Raw genomic sequence first — 17859 nt, 5'->3', positions numbered from 1 at the left:
GTGGGGATTTTCCTTATCCCCCACTGATTGTTAGTCTTACTGCCCGTTAGACTGCGATAGTACTTTATCCAATTTCTCAAAGGTTTCAATGAACTGCTGGATTTCAGCCTGGTCAAATCTGTTTATCAGTGACTCTACAAGATTATGAATCTTATCTTCTGCTTTGACGTACAACTCGTTCCCTTTTTCGGTAAGTGTCAGATACACTACTCTGCGATCATTTTCATCACGTGTCCGCTGAATCAGACCCTTTTCCCACATGCGAGTTATCATTGCTGTGATCGCACTCTTTTTCACATCAAACACTTCCGCAAGCTCTGACGAAGTACAGGAGCCTGCCTGATTTATGTACCTCAGTGTAAAATGCTGGTCATTGGTCAGATCGCTGCCTATCTGATTTTTCACAAGTGACGCAGCCTTTTTCTCAACAGAAAAAGAAACGGCAATATACCGGTCGACCAAATTCTTAATGTCTGGCATACTCACTTATATATTCACCTCACAGTGTGATTATTCTATCGTTTAACTGTTCAACTATTTAACTATTAACGTAGTTAACTTTAATATAGGGAAGGATTGTTGTCAATTAAACTTTATCAACAGGAAAAAAAACTTACCTTTTTTAGTTTCTTCACTTACTTTGCAAGTTTGCTGAAGGAATATATCGGCGAAAAAAAGATATTATCAGCGAAACTAAAAAAAGACCCCATCCCTGGAGCCTTGTCCGCTAAAATTCGATTTTAATCTTTTCTGCATCTTCAATCTTGTTCTTATCACCAGTAAACACATCGCTGGTAGTTATTTCAATATTCTTCAGATCCGATTTTTCAATGATAAAGCCAACATTGCCGGCTTTGGTTTCGTTAGGCCCAATTTCTTCGTTAAGCCCATCAAGATATATATCTTTCTCCCAGGTTATTTGCTCGCCTTCGCTTGTTTCAAGTATGGCTGCCGGGGCAAAATTCACTTTTTGATCAGAGGTGTTCTTAATTTGCACAAAAACCTTAACAAAGTTGAATTCCTCGTCATGGGTCAAGGTGTGAAAATAGTCAACCAGACTGTAGTCAGGTTTCAGATGCATCACTTTGGCATCAGCTATTTTCATTTCAATGGGGCCAATTTTATAAATTCCATCTACAGTTTTTGCTTTTTTTAGAGTAATCTCACCTTTTTCATCTATGTGAGTCTCTCCTGCTTTCCATAGCTGCCGGTCGTCCGGAACTTGAGGGTTTGGGGCATAATTTTTCACCGTTTCGTTTTCAGCTGGAGCTTCTGCCTTAACATCTGCAGGCTGTTCTGGGGCACTTGAGCAGCCGAATAGGACAATGGATAAGAGAGTAATCATTGTGATTAGTTTTTTCATGATGATCCCCCTTCAGTTATTGTCAAAAAGTTCCCGCTGCATTCTGAAAGCAGCGGGAGATAAAAGGTTATTTATCTTCAATCTTAACTTTAGACTTCAATATCTCAAAGATCAATTTAGCCTGGTCAGTATTCTCAATTTGCCCTGCAAAGCGGTCGCTGGCTGGGCCAAATGCGTAAACAGGCACATCTTCACCTGTATGTCCGCCTGTTGTCCAGCCGGTATGGGAGCGCTGGTTGAAAATTTCTTCAATGGCATTGTCAATGTCTGCTGCCTTTTTCGTTTCAGCTGCTTTTTTAACAGATTGGATTTCTTCTTCTTTTAAATCAAGATCAATATATTCCTTTAACGTTTCTTCCACACCGGCTCCATTGGCAATTTCCTGAGCCATGAAATCAGGTGTGCGCTTCGCTGCTTTAATTGGCTCGCTGAACCAGTTATAGATGCCATCTGAACCGATGGAATAGCCGCCAGTTGAATGGTCAGCAGTTGCCACCACAAGGGTGTGCTTGTCCTTTTTAGCAAACTCTACTGCAGCCTTGAATGCTTGCTCGAAGTCTTCCATATCGCTCATCGCGGCAACAATGTCATTGTCGTGTCCCGCCCAGTCAATTTGACTTCCTTCTACCATCAGGAAGAAGCCGTCTTTATCTTTGTTCAAACGCTCGATTGCAGAAGCAGTCATATCTTTCAGTGAAGGCGTGTCTTCTGTGCGGTCAATCATTTTGGGCAGGCCGCGTTCTGCAAACAGACCAAGGACTTGTTCATTTTTATCTGCCAATAATTCTTTGCGGTCTGTTACATAGCTGTATCCGTCTTTCTTGAATTCTTCCGCAATATTTCTGTCTTTGCGGACAAGCAAATCAGTTCCGCCGCCAAGAAGAACGTCTACTTTGTGCTTACCATTGATAAGATCGTCATAATAATCATCAGCAATGGCATTCATATTCTGCCGGCTTTCATCATGTGACCCGAATGAAGCAGGAGTAGCATGCGTAATTTCTGATGTAGCTACAAGACCAGTCGCTTTTCCTTGCTCTTTCGCTGCTTCCAAGACTGTTTTTACTTCAGAACCGTCATTATCAACAGCAATTGCTTTGTTATATGTTTTAATACCCGCAGACATCGCTGTTGCTGCAGATGCAGAGTCCGTTACATTTTGTTCCGGATCTTCCGGGTAAGTCATTTGCTGGCCAACCAAATATTTATCTAACTCAGTCCGTTCCACAAATTTTGTACCGGGATCGTCTTTTAAATAGCGGTATGCAGAAGTGTATGATACGCCCATCCCGTCGCCGATAAGGAAAATTACATTTTTGATCTCTCTTTTATCTGATTGTCCTTTAGCTTCTGTTTGCTGTACTGAACCCATGAGTCCGCCAAACGCAACTGCAGAAGCAGCAAGGATTGGAAGTGTCTTTTTTGTGAATTTCTTGAATGTCATTCTATGAACCTCCCTTTATTAACTTACATCTAGTAGTATAGAACCCAAATGTAAATGAGAGATTAATAGAATGTAAAAATGAATTATCACTTATGTAAAGATGCTTTTTTTGCTTCCCCAAATATTTTTATGTAAAATTCATACAAAGACGATAGTCGAAGGAGAGATTTCAATGAAAGTATTGGCTTTGCTGGGCAGTACCAGAGAAAACGGCAACTCGGAGTATTTGGCAAAGAGGATTGTGGAAGGGACTGATCACACCCTTGTAAAATTATCAGACCTGCATATCGAACCGATTGTGGATAAGAGGCATGCGGATGGCGGCTTTACACGGGTCGATGACGACTACGAACAACTAGTGAAGCACATGCTGTCACATGATGTTTTTGTATTTGCCACCCCTCTATATTGGTATGGCATGAGCGGTCCGATGAAGGATTTCTTTGATCGCTGGTCACAATATCTAAGGGATGAGCGATTTAACCTGAAAGAAGAGCTGGCAAAGAAGAAAGCTTACGTTGTTATTACAGGCGGCAGTAGCGCGAAAGTAAAAGGACTTCCTCTTGTTCAGCAATTTCAATACATTTTTGATTTTGTCGGGATGGAATTTGCTGACTATATCATCGGGAATGGGGTAAAGCCGGAAGAAGTGAAAGAAGATTCTTTTGCTTTAGCGAAGGCCGAACAATGGAATAAAATATTTTCAAAATAAAAAGGCGGACTCATGGTTCCGCCTTTTTTCATATCACGATTCCTGTCTCACCCTGGAATCTTTTTTCAGCTGGTTTTCGCCCTCAGGATCTAAATATAACTTCCTGCTAGGCATAGCGACATAAACACGCTCATTTTCAAGAATGTCCATGATCTCAAAATTGATTTCTTCCTTAATTTTAAGGAATTCGCCCCAATTTGTCGTTTTAGTAAAGAAATAAAGGAAGATATCGAGCCCATTTTCTTTGTAGTCGTCAAAGGTAACAAGAATGGTTTCCGGATGAATATCCGGATGATTTTTTAAAAGATACTCGATCTGCCCTACCACATTCGCCAATTGATCTTTAGTGGTATCATGAGTAACACGCAATCTGAAGCTGATTTGCCTTTTCCCCATCTTGCTCCAATTTGTAATCGATTCATTTGCTAAAGTAGCATTAGGAACTGTGACCAGCGCCTGTGCAAATGTCCTTACCCTGGTGCTTCGGAAAGAAATATCTTCAACTGTTCCCTCGACACTTGGCGTCATAATCCAATCGCCAATCGTGAAAGGCTTTTCCGTAATGATGACAAATCCGCCAAACAAATTGCCCAGTACATCCTTGGCAGCAAAAGCAATGGCGACTCCGCCTAATCCAAGCCCCGCTACAAATCCATTCACATCATAATCAAACTCCTGGGCAACCACGCTAATACTGATTGCCACAATAACAACTCTCAAGGCCTTTGAAATGAAAGGAATAAGAATATCATCAATTTCCAGATCGTACTTAACCTTAAGACTGGTAAAAAGTGCAGATGATGCAGCTGCCATATTGTACAAACCCCAGGTAATCATGATGATAACTGAAGCCCTAATAATATCTAAAAATAAAGAATTATGCTGGTTTAAGTAAGGAAAATAACCGACAGAAACATAGATTCCTATAATGATAAATAACCACTGAATCGGCTTTTGAAAAGAAACAAAAATATGTGAGAAAAAGTCATTTGGCGCTTTTCTGCTGAGCCTTAATAATAGTGTAAATACATATTTGGTGAAAAGCTTCCGGAAAATGAGAAACAGCATTAAAATCCCAATTGATATTCCCAAGTCCACCAATATATCTTCTTTCATGTAAGTTTCCCAGAACATATGAATAACCTCCTTGATGCTATTTGTTATCATAACATAATTCTATAAGACAGGTTATCATACGATATTCCCTAAAAAACAGATTGGAAAAACCTTCTCTTCATCAGAGGAGCATTCCCAGTTCAAACCCCAGAAGAGCCAGAAGGATTCCTCCGCCATAGCTCAATACATTATAAAGAATGAGCTCTTTTTTCCTTTTATCCATGTGGAGCTGTATAGCTTCCAGCTTGAATGTTGAAAAAGTGGTGAATGCCCCCATGAATCCTGTGCCAAGCAGCATATAAAGGCTGCCTTCTATTCCTGAGCCCACCAGGATTCCGAGAAGCAGTGAACCCATTAAATTAATAATAAGCGTGGCAGCAGGGAAATCCGACACAAACCTTTTACTAATAAACTGACTGACCCAAAGCCGGGAAATTGCTCCGAAGAAACCGCCTATCCCCACCAGAAGAACATGAAACGTACTCATCCCGTTTCTTCTCCTTTCCTGACCTGAAACCCCAATCGGCTCATCCATAATCCGCCAAAAATGCTGGCTGCGATATACAAAACGGCCAAAGCTGTTTTTCCATTGAGAAAAAGTGCTGCCGTTTCAACGCTTAAAGTTGAAAAAGTGGTAAAGGATCCAACAAAACCAGTTCCGAGTGCTGTTTTTATATGAGCCGGCAAAGAAAAACGAACCATCAGCCCCGTCGCCAGCCAAGCGAGGAGAAAACTTCCCAAAAGATTAACCGTCAAAGTTGCAAATGGAAAAACGGCACTTTCCTGAAAGAGAAAAACACCCATGATATAACGTAATGAGGCACCTAAAAACCCTGCTGCGCCAACCAGTATATAAACCATCCAGACCCCTCCATTTCTCTTAGTTTACCCAAAACAAAAAGACTCCTGCCAGTTACCACATAACTGACAGGAGTCATTAGCCAAAAGGCGGTTGAAGGTGAACTCCATCACCTAAAAGGACGTATCTTTACTAACACTATAAAACATTTGAACAAGGATTAAAAGCCCTAATTCAGGAATAATTCCCCTTTTTTATAAACAGCGAAGAAAGCAGCAGACCATATAACAGATGGCCTAGAAGCCAGAAAAATATGGCAGGTAAAGATGTAAGTTCAGGGGTTCGATCAGATAATGCAGTCGTCGGATAAAGCAGAACTCCTATGGAAAATGTGGTCAATAATGTGCGGACGATGATTTGCGTCCTGTTCCAGCGGTATTTTTTTATTATAAATAATAAGCTGAATGCCACAATGACTGAAATGATCAGATGAAATACAAATTCGATTGATTCGGGTAAATGATAGTTTTTCAAAATAGGAAAGTAATCCACATTTAATAGCAATGTGTACACTTTTATACCTGTGGATATCTCAATTATGTTCAGAAATAAACCCAGAAAAGTTCCAGACAGCAGTCCCGTAAAAATGCCCCGTATCCAAAGTTTCCTCATTTGTTCTTATCCTTCCCATTGATCTCAGGATAATCAAGCTATTTATGATTTTCCTGAACCCTGCCTTTATTAGACCCACTTTTGGATTATTTAATAAAGTCCTGTATTTCCTCAATTGTTAACCCCAGCTGCTTGGCTGTCAATATGAGCTCTACCCATTCTTTATCTATTTTCCCCTCACAGGTTTCCATTCCCTTTTCCACTCTCCCGTAAAGATTCTGTTCCCCTCAGAAGTCTTCATTGAGTGCTGCTTTTATTGATCATTCCATATAGGAATAAATGGACAATTTCTTTTGCTAAATCTTCTGGAGTCTTTATCCCTTTAAATAATCTGGTTAATGTCAGGCGTTCAATAATCCCCGTCAGACTCTCTGCAACAGTCCCCATATCAATATCTTTCCTGAAGTATCCTGCCTGCTGCTCTGACAAGAGGTTGGCTTCAATTTGACCAGCAAGTATCTCCTTAAATTCACCGGCATCCGAAGCCATAAAAAAACCGATGCGGGTCAAATCCTGATTTTCCATAAAAAATGTAAAGATAGCAGTTAGGCCTGTTGTTATTCTTTCAGGCAATGATGACAAATCAACGCCTGTTTCCACACGGCTCTTGGAGGTAAGCTCAGAAATCCGCCTGCGAAACAGGTCGACAAGCTCCTGGAAAATGGCATCTTTGCTTTCAAAGTAAAGGTAAAACGAGGGCTGTGTCAGACCTGCCCTTTGGACAATTTCGCTGATTTTTGTATGAAAATAGCCCTTCTGCGCAAATTCCTCCGCTGCTATTTCAAGCAGCAGGGCGCGGCTCTGCTCCCCGCTGGCCCCTTTTTTCCGTCCTCTGTGCCCCATAAATAACAGCTCCGTCTGCATTATATTACTCACAAGTATTATCCGCTATCACTATTGGCAAAGTCAACCAATTATCTGAATTTTTTATTAATAAATGAGGAATTTATGTTATAATCAAAAAGGGAACGTATATTCTTATTTTGCGCTGGGGGATGTGAAATGGAAAGTTTTGAAGCAGCTTATATTGCAGGAATAATAGACGGAGAAGGAACAATTACTCTAACAAGGATGCATGCGAGTGAGCATCGCCGGCCCTGTATAACAATAGCCTACTGATAAGGAGCTGTTGGTATATATACATACATTAACAGGCGGAACAATAATTAATAAAAAGAATTACAAGCCTGGTATTCACAAAAATTCCTTCTCTTTGAATATTAAACAAAAGGAAAAGGTTATGTTCTTATTAAAACAAGTCTTACCTTTTTTAAGAGTGGATAAAAAGAGAAATCGGGCTTTATGGATTCTTGATAATTATGAAAGAGTAACTCCGAGAAATGGTAAATATGATGTAGAGAAGTTAAGACAGAAGATTTTATTCGAAGAAGATTTTTTTAAGATATAAAATGACAAATAAAAAACCACCAAATATGTATTTGGTGGAGACGGTGGGACGTGCACTTCCATGCTTTCGTCATGGCACTGACTATATCTTGAACCTGCATTTGCAGGTCCTTCGGCGTATTATGCGAAATATAAATTTACCTGATGATTAGGCAGGATTCCGCATCCTAGTACTACCACGAACGTGGCAGCCTATAAGTCGATACACGGCTGTTGAATTGCTCCACATACCGCTCGGCATTGCCTTATCGCCAGCCAGGCGACTTAGGTTTCACCGATAAAGCCGAATTTTCACTTGTGTGTTGCCACACAAGGCGACTAATAAATAATCGAACCCACGTCCAGAAATATCGGCACTTAAGCTTCTACGAGTGTAGTCGATATATTCGCGATTCGCTGATCCTTATGCCTATCGACGGGCGTCCGGCCAGCTAGCCTGGTTGTTCTCTTCCTTCATCCTCAGGCGGTGGAATCCGGCGTAGCCCACTAAGAGTGAGTCCGCTACCCTACCACATGGGCGATGGAGGGGCGAACCGCTAAAGGCCTATTAGGCAGCTAAAGCGAAGTTGTTTTGAGTTTTGCCAGTTATTGGCTTTGACGTTTTAACGAGGCCGATCCCCTCGACTCGCAACCTAAGCTCGAACTATCCCTGTCGAATCCGTAGCGTCCCCATGTTAGAAATGCGTAAGGCGCCCGTTTATCGGCGACAAGCATAAGACGAGCCGGCATGAAGGTTGTTCTTTAACCTTCTTGACGGATTGGCTTATGACCTCGAGCCGATGGCGTCTGAAGCTGGACAGCTTACGATAGGTCTGCGTCGAATCTTATTCAGCACGCTGACGTTCGGATAAGCTCGAAATAGATGAGCTAAAGTTTTGTGTCACTCACTGTGACAATTACTATTATAGCACACTGAGCAAATTTTTCAATTGTAAGGTTCTGGATTTACATTTTCTGCCTTTCGCGGAAAGCACGCTCAACTTCACGCTTGGCTTCTTTCTTCTTCAGATCCTCACGCTTGTCATATTTCTTTTTACCACGTGCCAGTCCAATTAAAACTTTTGCATAGCCATTCTTGAGATACATTTTTAATGGAACGATCGAGTAGCCTACTTCCTTCGACTCTCCAATCAGCTTGTTGATTTCTTTTCTGTGCATAAGAAGCTTTCTGGTCCTTAGCGGGTCGTGATTGTAGCGGTTTCCCTGCTCATAAGGACTGACATGCATGCCGAAAAGATAAATTTCATTGTTTTGAATTCTGGCATATGAGTCCTTAAGATTCACCTTGCCCGCTCGGATTGATTTAATCTCTGTCCCCTGCAGAACAATTCCAGCTTCATATGTTTCTTCTATAGCATAGTCATGATAGGCCTTTTTATTTTGCGCAACCATTTTGCCAGTTCCTTTTGGCATGTTGAATCCCCCTTTGCTCCCCTTTCCTGTAATCAGGAAATGCAGCGTCCGTTCTTTAGCGGTTCCTCTATTATAGCAAAATTGTGTGCCCCTCTCAACGCGGAGCCCTGCTGGGAAGGAAAGAGAGAGCCTCTAAGGCCCTCCCGCTTTTTACCGCTTCTTTTTCTTCCGCTTAGCTTTCGGCGCATTTTCGTAATGCTTTTTCTCTTTTTTCTTTCTCGGGCCGCCTGAACTGTTTCCTTTTCCCTGATCAGCCTTGCCTCTGCGCGGCTTTTTCTCTGTGCTGCCAGTCTTGAACACCTTTGGTGCTTCACGAGTCTCCCGTCTGCGGGTTCCCTTCATGCCGACGATTTCAAAATCAATCGAGCGTTCGTCTTTGTTTACGTTAACGACACGGACCGTAATCTCGTCCCCAATGCGGAAGACATTGCCTGTACGCTCCCCGATCATTGCCATCTGGCGCTCATCATAGCGGTAATAATCGTCTGTCATATAGCTGACGTGGATAAGTCCTTCAATCGTGTTTGGAAGCTCGACAAACATGCCAAAGTTGGTAACAGAGCTGATGATCCCATCATATTCCTCGCCGATTTTATCAGCCATATATTCCGCTTTCTTCAGTTCATCTGTTTCGCGTTCTGCTTCAACTGCACGGCGCTCCATATTGGAAGAGTGCTCAGCAATATCAGGCAGCTGTACATTCCATTTTTCCCTTGTCGCCTGATCCAGCTTGCCTTCAATTAAGTAGGTACGGATAAGTCTGTGGACAATTAAGTCCGGGTAACGGCGGATCGGTGATGTGAAGTGTGTGTAAAACTCTGTTGATAACCCGAAATGCCCAAGGCTCTCTTCAAAGTACTTCGCCTGCTGCATAGAACGCAGCATCACTGTGCTGACAACCATTTCTTCCGGCTTTCCCTGAACCTCTTCAATGATTTCCTGAAGGGCACGCGGGTGAACGGCATTAGCTGTTCCTTTTACGATATAACCGAAGTTTGTAATAAACTCGAAAAATCTCCTGAGCTTATCTTCCTTCGGATCTTCATGGATACGGTAAATGAACGGTACATCCATCCAATGGAAGTGCTCAGCAACGGTTTCATTGGCTGCGAGCATGAATTCTTCAATCAGGCGCTCGGCAATCGAGCGTTCACGCAATGCGACTTCTGTCGGATTGCCCTCTTCATCCACAATGACCTTCGCTTCTTTAAAATCAAAGTCGATGGCTCCGCGATGCATTCTCTTTTTACGCAAGACCAGAGAAAGCTCCTTCATCAGCTCGAACATCGGCACAAGCGGTTGGTACCTGTTGATAAGTTCGTCGTCCTGCTCTTCTAAAATCTTGTTCACATCTGAATAAGTCATTCGTTCCGTTGTTTTAATCACACTCTGGAAAATCTCGTGATTGACTACTTCCCCATCCGATGTGATTTCCATCTCACAAGAAAGAGTAAGCCGGTCCACTTTCGGATTCAATGAGCAAATGCCATTTGATAAGCGATGCGGTATCATCGGGATGACCCGGTCCACTAAATACACAGAGGTTGCCCGCTCTTCCGCTTCCCTGTCAATCGGGGAATCCTCACGGACATAGTATGTGACATCGGCAATATGGACACCCAGCTTGTAATTGCCGTTCTCCAGTTTTTTAACCATTACTGCATCATCAAGATCCTTTGCATCTGCACCGTCTATTGTGACAATAACTTCATTTCTCAAGTCACGGCGGTTTTCAAGTTCACTTGGATCAATCGTATCCGGCGTTTCCTCAGCCTGCTTAAGCACCTCATCCGGAAACTCAAGCGGAAGGCCGTGCTTGTGAATAACAGATAGAATATCCACACCCGGGTCGTTTTTATGCCCAAGTATGTCGATAACTTCTCCTTCTGCACTCTTTCTGCCTTCTGGATAAGTGGTCAGTTTTACAACGACCTTGTGCCCTTCAACCGCACCTTTTGATGCTGCTTTGGGGATAAAAATATCGCTGGCAAACTTTTTATCATCCGGGATAACAAATCCAAAATGCTTGCTTTCCGTATAGGTTCCGACAATTTGCGTTACACCCCGTTCTAAGATGCGGACAATTGTACCTTCCCGCCTCTGTCCCGAACTCTCAGTCGTCACACGCGCAAGCACGATATCACCATTTAAGGCATTATTCGTTTCATTGGGCGGAATAAATATGTCATCCATTCCCTGCTCTTCCGGAATGACAAAGGCAAATCCCTTTGCATGGCCGGAAAGCTTCCCGCGGATCAGGTTCATTTTTTCAGGGAGACCATAGCGGTTGCTTCTCGTTCTGACGACAAGCCCTTTTTCCTCCATGACAACAAGCGCCTTGACGAAATCTTTGAAGCCTGTGGAATCCTCTATTCCAAACGCAGCCTCCAGCTCCTGAACCGTCAATGGCTTATAGGCTTCATCCTTCATATAATGAAGCAGCTTGTCGATCAAATGTTGTATATTATTTTCCATATCTTCATCCCTCCTCAGGGAGATTTTCTTTTGTTATTATTCTTCCCAATCAAGCTTTTCTAAAAACTCATAAACATCTTCATGCAGCTGGTCACGCTCTTTATCAAGAGTAATGACGTGCCCGGATTCTTCATACCACTTGAGCTTCTTTAAGTCATTCTCCACTTCATTGAAAATGATGTTAGCGCTGTCCGTGTTGATCATATGGTCATGTCGTGCCTGTACAACAAATGTCGGGGAGTAAATCATATCCACATGATTGCGCACATCCGCGATCAGCTCCTGGAGTGCCTTTAATGTATTCATCGGTGTTTTCTGAAACTCTTCCATTTCCTGCTCAATTTGGTCTTCCGTCTTTCCTTCAAGTCTTTTATATTCTCTCGCGTAGCTCAGAATTCCTTCATACATGACTTCTTCGCTTTTTATGTACATGGGTGCGCACATCGGGACAATACCCTTTACAGGTACAGTGTAACCCAATTTAAGGGAAAATACGCCGCCAAGGGAAAGTCCGGCCACTGCAATTTCTTTATGTCCTTTGTTTTTTAGAAATTCGTACCCTTCCATCACATCTTTCCACCAGTCTTCCGGGCCTGTATGAACAAGCTCTTCGGGCGGAACCCCATGTCCCTTATATTGCGGTGCATGGCAGGTGTAGCCCTTTGTTTCTAGAAACCTTGCCATCATTCTGACATCGGCTGTATTTCCGGTAAAACCATGCAGCAGCAGGACTGCTCTCTTTCCATTTCCAAATGTAAACGGTTTTGGTGCAACAACTCTCATTGATAAAACTCCTTTAACCTTATAATTCCAATAATTTTATTAATCAAACGTTTGATTGAATCTGCATTCCTTATTTTTAGCAAACAGCGGGGGAACATGCCAATAAAAAGCTTTCTTAAGCGGAAACTGCCGAAGAAAAATAAAAGCCTGACCTTCTGAAGGCCAGGCGCTGCATTCATTTATATCGCAAAATAAGATACTAAAACAGTAAGTACAAAGAATAAGACAGAAAGAACAACCGTGATGCGGTGAAGAACCAGATCAATACCGCGTGCTTTTTGCTTTCCAAAAAGCTGCTCAGCGCCCCCTGAAATAGCACCGGAAAGACCTGCGCTTTTACCAGATTGAAGGAGTACAACTACAATAAGGCCAATCGAAACAATGACTAAAAGGGTAATCAATAATGTATGCATGAAGCCACCTCCTGAAAACGTACAATCACATTATTCTTAATTTATCACATTTTGGTTGTATAAACAATAAGATTTTAAGGATCAGGACAAGAGCTGAAAATAAATTCTTTTTTTGTGCTTTCAGATAGCACTTAGCCAATCCATCAAAAAACAGCCGCCCCACCCGGGACGGCTGCACAAGCAAGATTACTTGCTCAAGTTATAGAAAGATTTTAAGCCATCGTATACAGCTAAATCGCCAAGCTCGTCTTCGATGCGAAGAAGCTGGTTGTATTTCGCGATACGGTCTGTACGGGACATGGAACCCGTTTTGATCTGGCCAGCGTTTGTTGCAACAGCGATGTCAGCGATTGTAGCATCTTCTGTTTCACCTGAACGGTGGGATACAACTGCAGTGTAGCCGGCACGCTTCGCCATTTCGATTGCTTCGAAAGTTTCTGTTAATGTTCCGATTTGGTTTACTTTGATCAGGATTGAGTTGCCTACACCCTGCTCGATTCCTTGAGCAAGCTTCTTCGTGTTTGTAACGAACAGGTCGTCACCAACAAGCTGAACTTTTCCGCCGATGCGGTCAGTTAATAGCTTGTGGCCATCCCAGTCGTTTTCATCAAGACCATCTTCAATTGAGATGATTGGGAACTCGTTTACAAGCTCTTCGTAGAAGTTAACCATATCTTCTGAAGTTAAGCCAGTGCGGCCTTCGCCTGCAAGATCGTATTTGCCGGTTTCTTTGTTGTAGAACTCGGAAGAAGCAACATCCATTGCAAGGTAGATATCTTTGCCTGCTTCGTAGCCAGCATTTGTGATAGCTTCAATGATGACTTCAAGTGCTTCACGGTTTGAGCCAAGGTTTGGAGCGAATCCGCCTTCGTCACCTACAGCAGTGTTCAAGCCTTTGCCAGATAGAACTTTCTTTAATGAATGGAATACTTCAGCACCCATGCGGATTGCTTCCTTGAAAGTAGGAGCTCCTACAGGCATGATCATGAATTCCTGGAAGTCCACGTTGTTGTCAGCGTGAGATCCGCCGTTGATGATGTTCATCATTGGTGTTGGAAGCTGCTTCGCGTTGAAGCCGCCAAGGTAACGGTATAAAGGAAGTCCTACAGACTCAGCAGCTGCATGGGCACAAGCCATGGATACACCAAGGATTGCGTTTGCGCCAAGCTTGCCTTTGTTTTCAGTTCCATCTAACGCGATCATTGTGCGGTCGATGCCGACCTGGTCTGTTACGTCCAAGCCGATTACAGCGTCAGCAATCAGGTTGTTCACGTTGTCTACTGCTTTTTGAACACCTTTTCCAAGGTAGCGGGACTTGTCGCCGTCACGAAGTTCTACTGCTTCGTGCTCACCAGTTGATGCTCCAGAAGGAACAATCGCGCGTCCAAAGAATCCTGATTCTGTTAAAACTTCAACTTCAACTGTTGGGTTCCCGCGGGAATCTAATACTTCACGAGCATATACTTGTTCGATAAATGGCATAGTAATTCTCTCCTTTATTTTGAAAAATTGTTTTCGACAAAATTCGGGTGGTGCCTGTCACCAGTTATTTTTTCAGTAATGAGGTTCCTGTCATTTCAGCCGGTTTTTCCAGTCCTAGCAGGTCCAGAACTGTTGGAGCAAGGTCACCTAAAATTCCGTCTGTGCGGAGTTCTCCGCCATCCTGTGTGACGATGACTGGAACCGGATTTGTTGTGTGGGCGGTCATCGGGCTGCCTTCTAACGTAACAACCTCATCGGCATTTCCGTGGTCAGCTGTGATAATCGCTTTTCCGCCTTTTGAAATAATCAGATCAACAATTTTGCCAAGGCATTCGTCAACCGTTTCAACCGCCTTGATCGTTGGCTCAAGCATGCCTGAGTGTCCCACCATGTCCGGGTTCGCAAAGTTCAGGATGATCGCATCGAACTTGTCAGCTTCTACTTCCTTCAGCAACGCGTCCGTCACTTCATAAGCACTCATTTCAGGCTTAAGGTCATAGGTAGCCACTTTCGGTGAGTCGATCAGGATCCGCTCTTCACCAGGGAACTTCTCTTCACGCCCGCCGCTCATAAAGAACGTTACATGAGGGTATTTCTCTGTTTCAGCAATGCGGAGTTGTGTTTTTCCGTTTTGCGCTAGAACCTCACCCAGGGTATTATCAAGGTTCGTCGGTTTGAACGCAACATATCCGTCAACTGTTTCACTGAAGTGGGTCAAACAAACGAAGAATAGATCCTCAGGATGTCCTGGCCCTCTATCAAAGGAACGGAAGTCTTTGTTTGTAAACGTGTTCGAAATCTGAATGGCCCGGTCCGGACGGAAGTTATAGAAAATGACAGCATCATTGTTCTTAATCGTTGCAACCGGCTTCCCATCTTCAGCTGTTATGACAGATGGAATGACGAACTCATCAAAAATACCATTTTTATAGTTATCTTCAACTAAATCCAATGGATCGCTGTATGAAGGGCCATCACCATACACCATGGAACGGTAAGACTTTTCAACACGCTCCCAGCGTTTGTCGCGGTCCATGGAATAATAGCGGCCTGAAATCGTCGCAAATTCGCCGACTCCGTACTCCTTCATTTTTTCCTGCGCTTCTTTAATGTAACCTGCTGCTGTCTGCGGGCCAACATCACGGCCATCCAGGAATCCATGAACATAGACATTCTTCACGCCTTCCTCAGCTGCCATGCGAAGCAGTGCGAATAAATGCTGAATATGGCTGTGAACGCCTCCATCTGAAAGAAGTCCCATCAAATGAAGATCCGTTCCATTCTTTTTAACATGGTCAATCGCAGAACGGAACGTTTCATTTTTCTCAAACTGTCCTTCACGAATGGCCACATTCACTCTTGTCAGACTCTGATAAACAATACGGCCTGCGCCGATGTTTAAGTGTCCTACTTCGGAGTTTCCCATTTGCCCTTCCGGAAGACCTACTGCTTCGCCGCTTGCCGTCAGCGTTGCGTTAGGATAGGTGTTCCAGTAGCGTTCGAAGTTCGGCTTCTTTGCCTGGGCAACGGCATTTCCCATCCGCTCGCCACGCAATGCGAAACCATCTAAGATGATTAATGCAACTGGAGATTTACTCATTCTTGCCTGCCTCCAATAATTGAAGAAAGTCTGTAGGCTGTAAGCTGGCGCCGCCTACAAGAGCTCCATCAATATCAGGCTGGCTCATATATTCTTTAATGTTTGCAGGCTTTACGCTGCCGCCGTACTGAATGCGGACTGCATCTGCCGCAGCCTGTGAAAATTGCTTTGCAACAACAGAGCGGATATGTGCACATACTTCATTTGCATCAGCAGATGTTGAAGATTTGCCAGTTCCGATTGCCCAGATTGGCTCATATGCAATAACAGTCTGCTTTACCTGCTCTTCAGTTAAGCCATTTAGGGCCTTCTCAACCTGTGAGCCTACAAGATCCATTGTCTCACCGTTTTCCCGCTGCTCTAACGATTCACCGACACAAACGATTGGAGTTAAGTTGTATTTGAAAGCAGCCAAGGTCTTTTTATTAACAGCCTCGTCTGTTTCATTGAACATTTCACGGCGTTCTGAATGGCCGAGGATTACGTATTTCACCCCAAGATCTTCAAGTGCCACAGGGCTGATTTCGCCTGTAAAAGCGCCGTTTTCTTCAAAGTGCATGTTCTGTGCGCCGATTTCAACATCTGAATCCTTTGAGTTTTCAACCAGGCGCTCCAGGAATAGGGCAGGAGCACATACAACTGTATCTACCTGCTCTTTCCCGGGAACTAAGCCGTTAATTTCTTCAAGAAAGACTTTCGCTTCCGGAAGTGTTTTATGCATTTTCCAGTTTCCTGCGATAATTGGTTTACGCATGTTGCACGTCCTTTCATGCATTTTAATTATTGTCCTATATTCGACAAATTTCGGGTGGTGCCTATCACTAAAAATTATTTATCGTTTAAAGCAACTACGCCAGGCAGTGCTTTCCCTTCCATAAACTCAAGGGAAGCGCCGCCGCCTGTTGAGATATGGCTCATGCGGTCAGCAAGGTGGAATTTTTCAACTGCAGCTGCAGAATCACCGCCGCCAATGACTGAATATGTATCGTTTGCTTCTGCTAAAGCCTCAGCCACTGCTCTTGTACCGCCTGCAAATTTATTTAATTCAAATACACCCATTGGTCCGTTCCAGATGACAAGCTTTGAATTTTGGATTACATCGCTGTAGATATCGCGCGTTTTAGGTCCGATATCAAGCGCTTCCCAGTCAGAAGGGATTTCTTCAATTGCTACTGTTTTAATATTGGCTTCTTCGGAAAAATCGTCTGCAACCACGACATCAACAGGCATGTAGAAGTTCACGCCTTTTTCTTTCGCTTTTTCCATAAACGATTTTGCAAGGTCAATTTTATCTTCTTCCAGCAGTGACTTTCCTACTTCATGGCCGTTTGCTTTTACAAATGTATAAGCCAGCCCTCCGCCGATGATCAGGTTGTCCACCTTTTCAAGAAGGTTTTCAATTACGCCAATCTTGTCTTTTACCTTTGCACCGCCAATAATAGCTGTAAATGGGCGTTCAGGATTTGAAAGAGCTTTTCCAAGTACATCAAGTTCTTTTTCCATTAAGAGTCCTGATACGGCAGGAAGATGATGAGCAATTCCTTCCGTTGAAGCATGGGCACGGTGTGCTGCTCCAAATGCATCATTTACATACACATCTGCAAGTTCAGCAAAGGCCTTTGCAAGTTCAGGATCATTCTTTTCCTCTCCAGCATAGAAACGCACGTTTTCAAGAAGCATAACATCGCCTTCACTTAACGTGTCAACCAGCGCTTTTACAGAATCGCCATATGCTTCATCCGCCTTCTTCACTTCTTTGCCAAGAAGCTCGGACAAACGCTTTGCTACTGGTGTTAAGCGTAATTCTTCAACAACTGAACCCTTCGGACGGCCCAAATGGCTGGCTAAAATCACTTTTGCACCCTGGTTCATCAAGTATTCAATCGTTGGAAGAGCTGCTTTGATGCGAGTTTCATCCGTTACTTGTCCCTCTTTCATCGGAACGTTGAAATCAACCCGGCAGAAAACACGCTTACCTTTTAACTCCACATCTTTAACGCTTTTTTTGTTCATAGCAAAAGGACCTCCTTACCAGAAAAGCGGAAGCGCCTTGCCTGACGGCTCATTGACTAAAAGCCTCCAGGTTACGGAGCTAAGCACCATCCCGGTTAAATAGTTTTACTTAAAACAAAAGGGAGAGGGAATGTTTCCCTGCTCCCCTTTTACCCTTATCCATTATA

The 17859-nt window shown here is 43.3% G+C and carries 18 protein-coding genes, 1 other RNA gene and 1 riboswitch; of the genes, 1 reads left to right on the top strand and 18 read right to left on the bottom strand.

What is annotated here, in order from left to right; translation table 11 throughout:
• Positions 1–36: 36 nt before the first annotated feature.
• From PBF_RS08760 to PBF_RS08750, 3 genes are all read right to left on the bottom strand, one after another.
• Entirely contained in the window at positions 37–486 is a 450-nt protein-coding gene (locus tag PBF_RS08760) for a MarR family winged helix-turn-helix transcriptional regulator (protein WP_035329317.1), read from the bottom strand.
• Positions 487–727: 241 nt separating this feature from the next.
• On the bottom strand, positions 728–1363 hold the full coding sequence (locus tag PBF_RS08755; protein ID WP_035329316.1) for a DUF4352 domain-containing protein: 636 nt from the start codon (positions 1361–1363) through the stop codon (positions 728–730).
• A gap of 67 nt (positions 1364–1430) precedes the next feature.
• Positions 1431–2807, bottom strand: coding sequence for an alkaline phosphatase (locus tag PBF_RS08750; protein ID WP_035329315.1), 1377 nt, complete (start codon positions 2805–2807; stop codon positions 1431–1433).
• 172 nt (positions 2808–2979) lie between these two features.
• Here PBF_RS08750 and PBF_RS08745 point away from each other — a divergent pair, with 172 nt between their 5' ends.
• Positions 2980–3519, top strand: a complete 540-nt coding sequence (locus tag PBF_RS08745) for a flavodoxin family protein (RefSeq protein WP_035329314.1) — start codon at positions 2980–2982, stop codon at positions 3517–3519.
• Between the two features lie 33 nt (positions 3520–3552).
• Here the strand turns inward: PBF_RS08745 and PBF_RS08740 are convergent, their stop codons facing one another.
• The 15 genes from PBF_RS08740 to PBF_RS08670 form a co-directional block, all read right to left on the bottom strand.
• Positions 3553–4653, bottom strand: a complete 1101-nt coding sequence (locus PBF_RS08740) for a mechanosensitive ion channel family protein (RefSeq protein ID WP_035329313.1) — start codon at positions 4651–4653, stop codon at positions 3553–3555.
• Between the two features lie 103 nt (positions 4654–4756).
• Complete coding sequence (gene crcB, locus PBF_RS08735) at positions 4757–5122, bottom strand: fluoride efflux transporter CrcB (RefSeq protein WP_035329312.1); 366 nt, start codon at positions 5120–5122, stop codon at positions 4757–4759.
• Positions 5119–5496, bottom strand: a complete 378-nt coding sequence (locus PBF_RS08730; protein ID WP_035329311.1) for a CrcB family protein — start codon at positions 5494–5496, stop codon at positions 5119–5121. The genes crcB and PBF_RS08730 overlap by 4 nt, the downstream gene beginning before the upstream one ends.
• Positions 5497–5556: 60 nt before the next feature.
• Positions 5557–5617: riboswitch (Fluoride riboswitch) on the bottom strand.
• 51 nt (positions 5618–5668) lie between these two features.
• A complete protein-coding gene (locus PBF_RS08725) occupies positions 5669–6106 on the bottom strand; it encodes a hypothetical protein (protein WP_035329310.1) in 438 nt (145 codons plus the stop codon).
• Between the two features lie 86 nt (positions 6107–6192).
• A complete protein-coding gene (locus PBF_RS25370; protein ID WP_081757250.1) occupies positions 6193–6297 on the bottom strand; it encodes an anti-repressor SinI family protein in 105 nt (34 codons plus the stop codon).
• A gap of 46 nt (positions 6298–6343) precedes the next feature.
• Entirely contained in the window at positions 6344–6982 is a 639-nt protein-coding gene (locus PBF_RS08720; RefSeq protein ID WP_343299417.1) for a TetR/AcrR family transcriptional regulator, read from the bottom strand.
• An 857-nt stretch (positions 6983–7839) separates the two neighbouring features.
• Positions 7840–8176, bottom strand: a transfer-messenger RNA (tmRNA) gene (gene ssrA / locus PBF_RS25140).
• Between the two features lie 282 nt (positions 8177–8458).
• The gene (gene smpB, locus PBF_RS08710; protein ID WP_035329308.1) at positions 8459–8926 is read right to left on the bottom strand and encodes an SsrA-binding protein SmpB; all 468 of its coding nucleotides are present in this window, start codon (positions 8924–8926) and stop codon (positions 8459–8461) included.
• 150 nt (positions 8927–9076) lie between these two features.
• The gene (gene rnr / locus PBF_RS08705; protein WP_035329307.1) at positions 9077–11401 is read right to left on the bottom strand and encodes a ribonuclease R; all 2325 of its coding nucleotides are present in this window, start codon (positions 11399–11401) and stop codon (positions 9077–9079) included.
• A 36-nt stretch (positions 11402–11437) separates the two neighbouring features.
• Positions 11438–12184, bottom strand: a complete 747-nt coding sequence (locus tag PBF_RS08700) for an alpha/beta hydrolase (protein WP_035329306.1) — start codon at positions 12182–12184, stop codon at positions 11438–11440.
• 179 nt (positions 12185–12363) lie between these two features.
• A complete protein-coding gene (secG, locus tag PBF_RS08690; RefSeq protein ID WP_035329304.1) occupies positions 12364–12597 on the bottom strand; it encodes a preprotein translocase subunit SecG in 234 nt (77 codons plus the stop codon).
• A 186-nt stretch (positions 12598–12783) separates the two neighbouring features.
• Positions 12784–14079 (bottom strand): phosphopyruvate hydratase, encoded by a 1296-nt coding sequence (gene eno / locus PBF_RS08685; RefSeq protein ID WP_035329303.1) that lies wholly within the window; start codon positions 14077–14079, stop codon positions 12784–12786.
• Positions 14080–14143: 64 nt separating this feature from the next.
• Positions 14144–15679 carry a 2,3-bisphosphoglycerate-independent phosphoglycerate mutase gene (gene gpmI, locus PBF_RS08680; protein WP_035329302.1) on the bottom strand — a complete coding sequence of 512 codons (1536 nt, stop codon included), beginning with the start codon at positions 15677–15679 and terminating at the stop codon, positions 14144–14146.
• Positions 15672–16433: a triose-phosphate isomerase gene (gene tpiA / locus PBF_RS08675; RefSeq protein ID WP_035329301.1), complete on the bottom strand. Its 762-nt coding sequence runs from the start codon at positions 16431–16433 to the stop codon at positions 15672–15674. The genes gpmI and tpiA overlap by 8 nt, the downstream gene beginning before the upstream one ends.
• A 74-nt stretch (positions 16434–16507) precedes the next feature.
• A complete protein-coding gene (locus PBF_RS08670) occupies positions 16508–17692 on the bottom strand; it encodes a phosphoglycerate kinase (protein ID WP_035329300.1) in 1185 nt (394 codons plus the stop codon).
• Positions 17693–17859 lie beyond the last annotated feature (167 nt).

The organism is Cytobacillus firmus DS1 (assembly GCF_000565285.1).
Lineage (GTDB): Bacteria > Bacillota > Bacilli > Bacillales > Cytobacillaceae > Cytobacillus > Cytobacillus firmus_A.
This window is presented reverse-complemented; position numbering and strand designations above follow the sequence as displayed.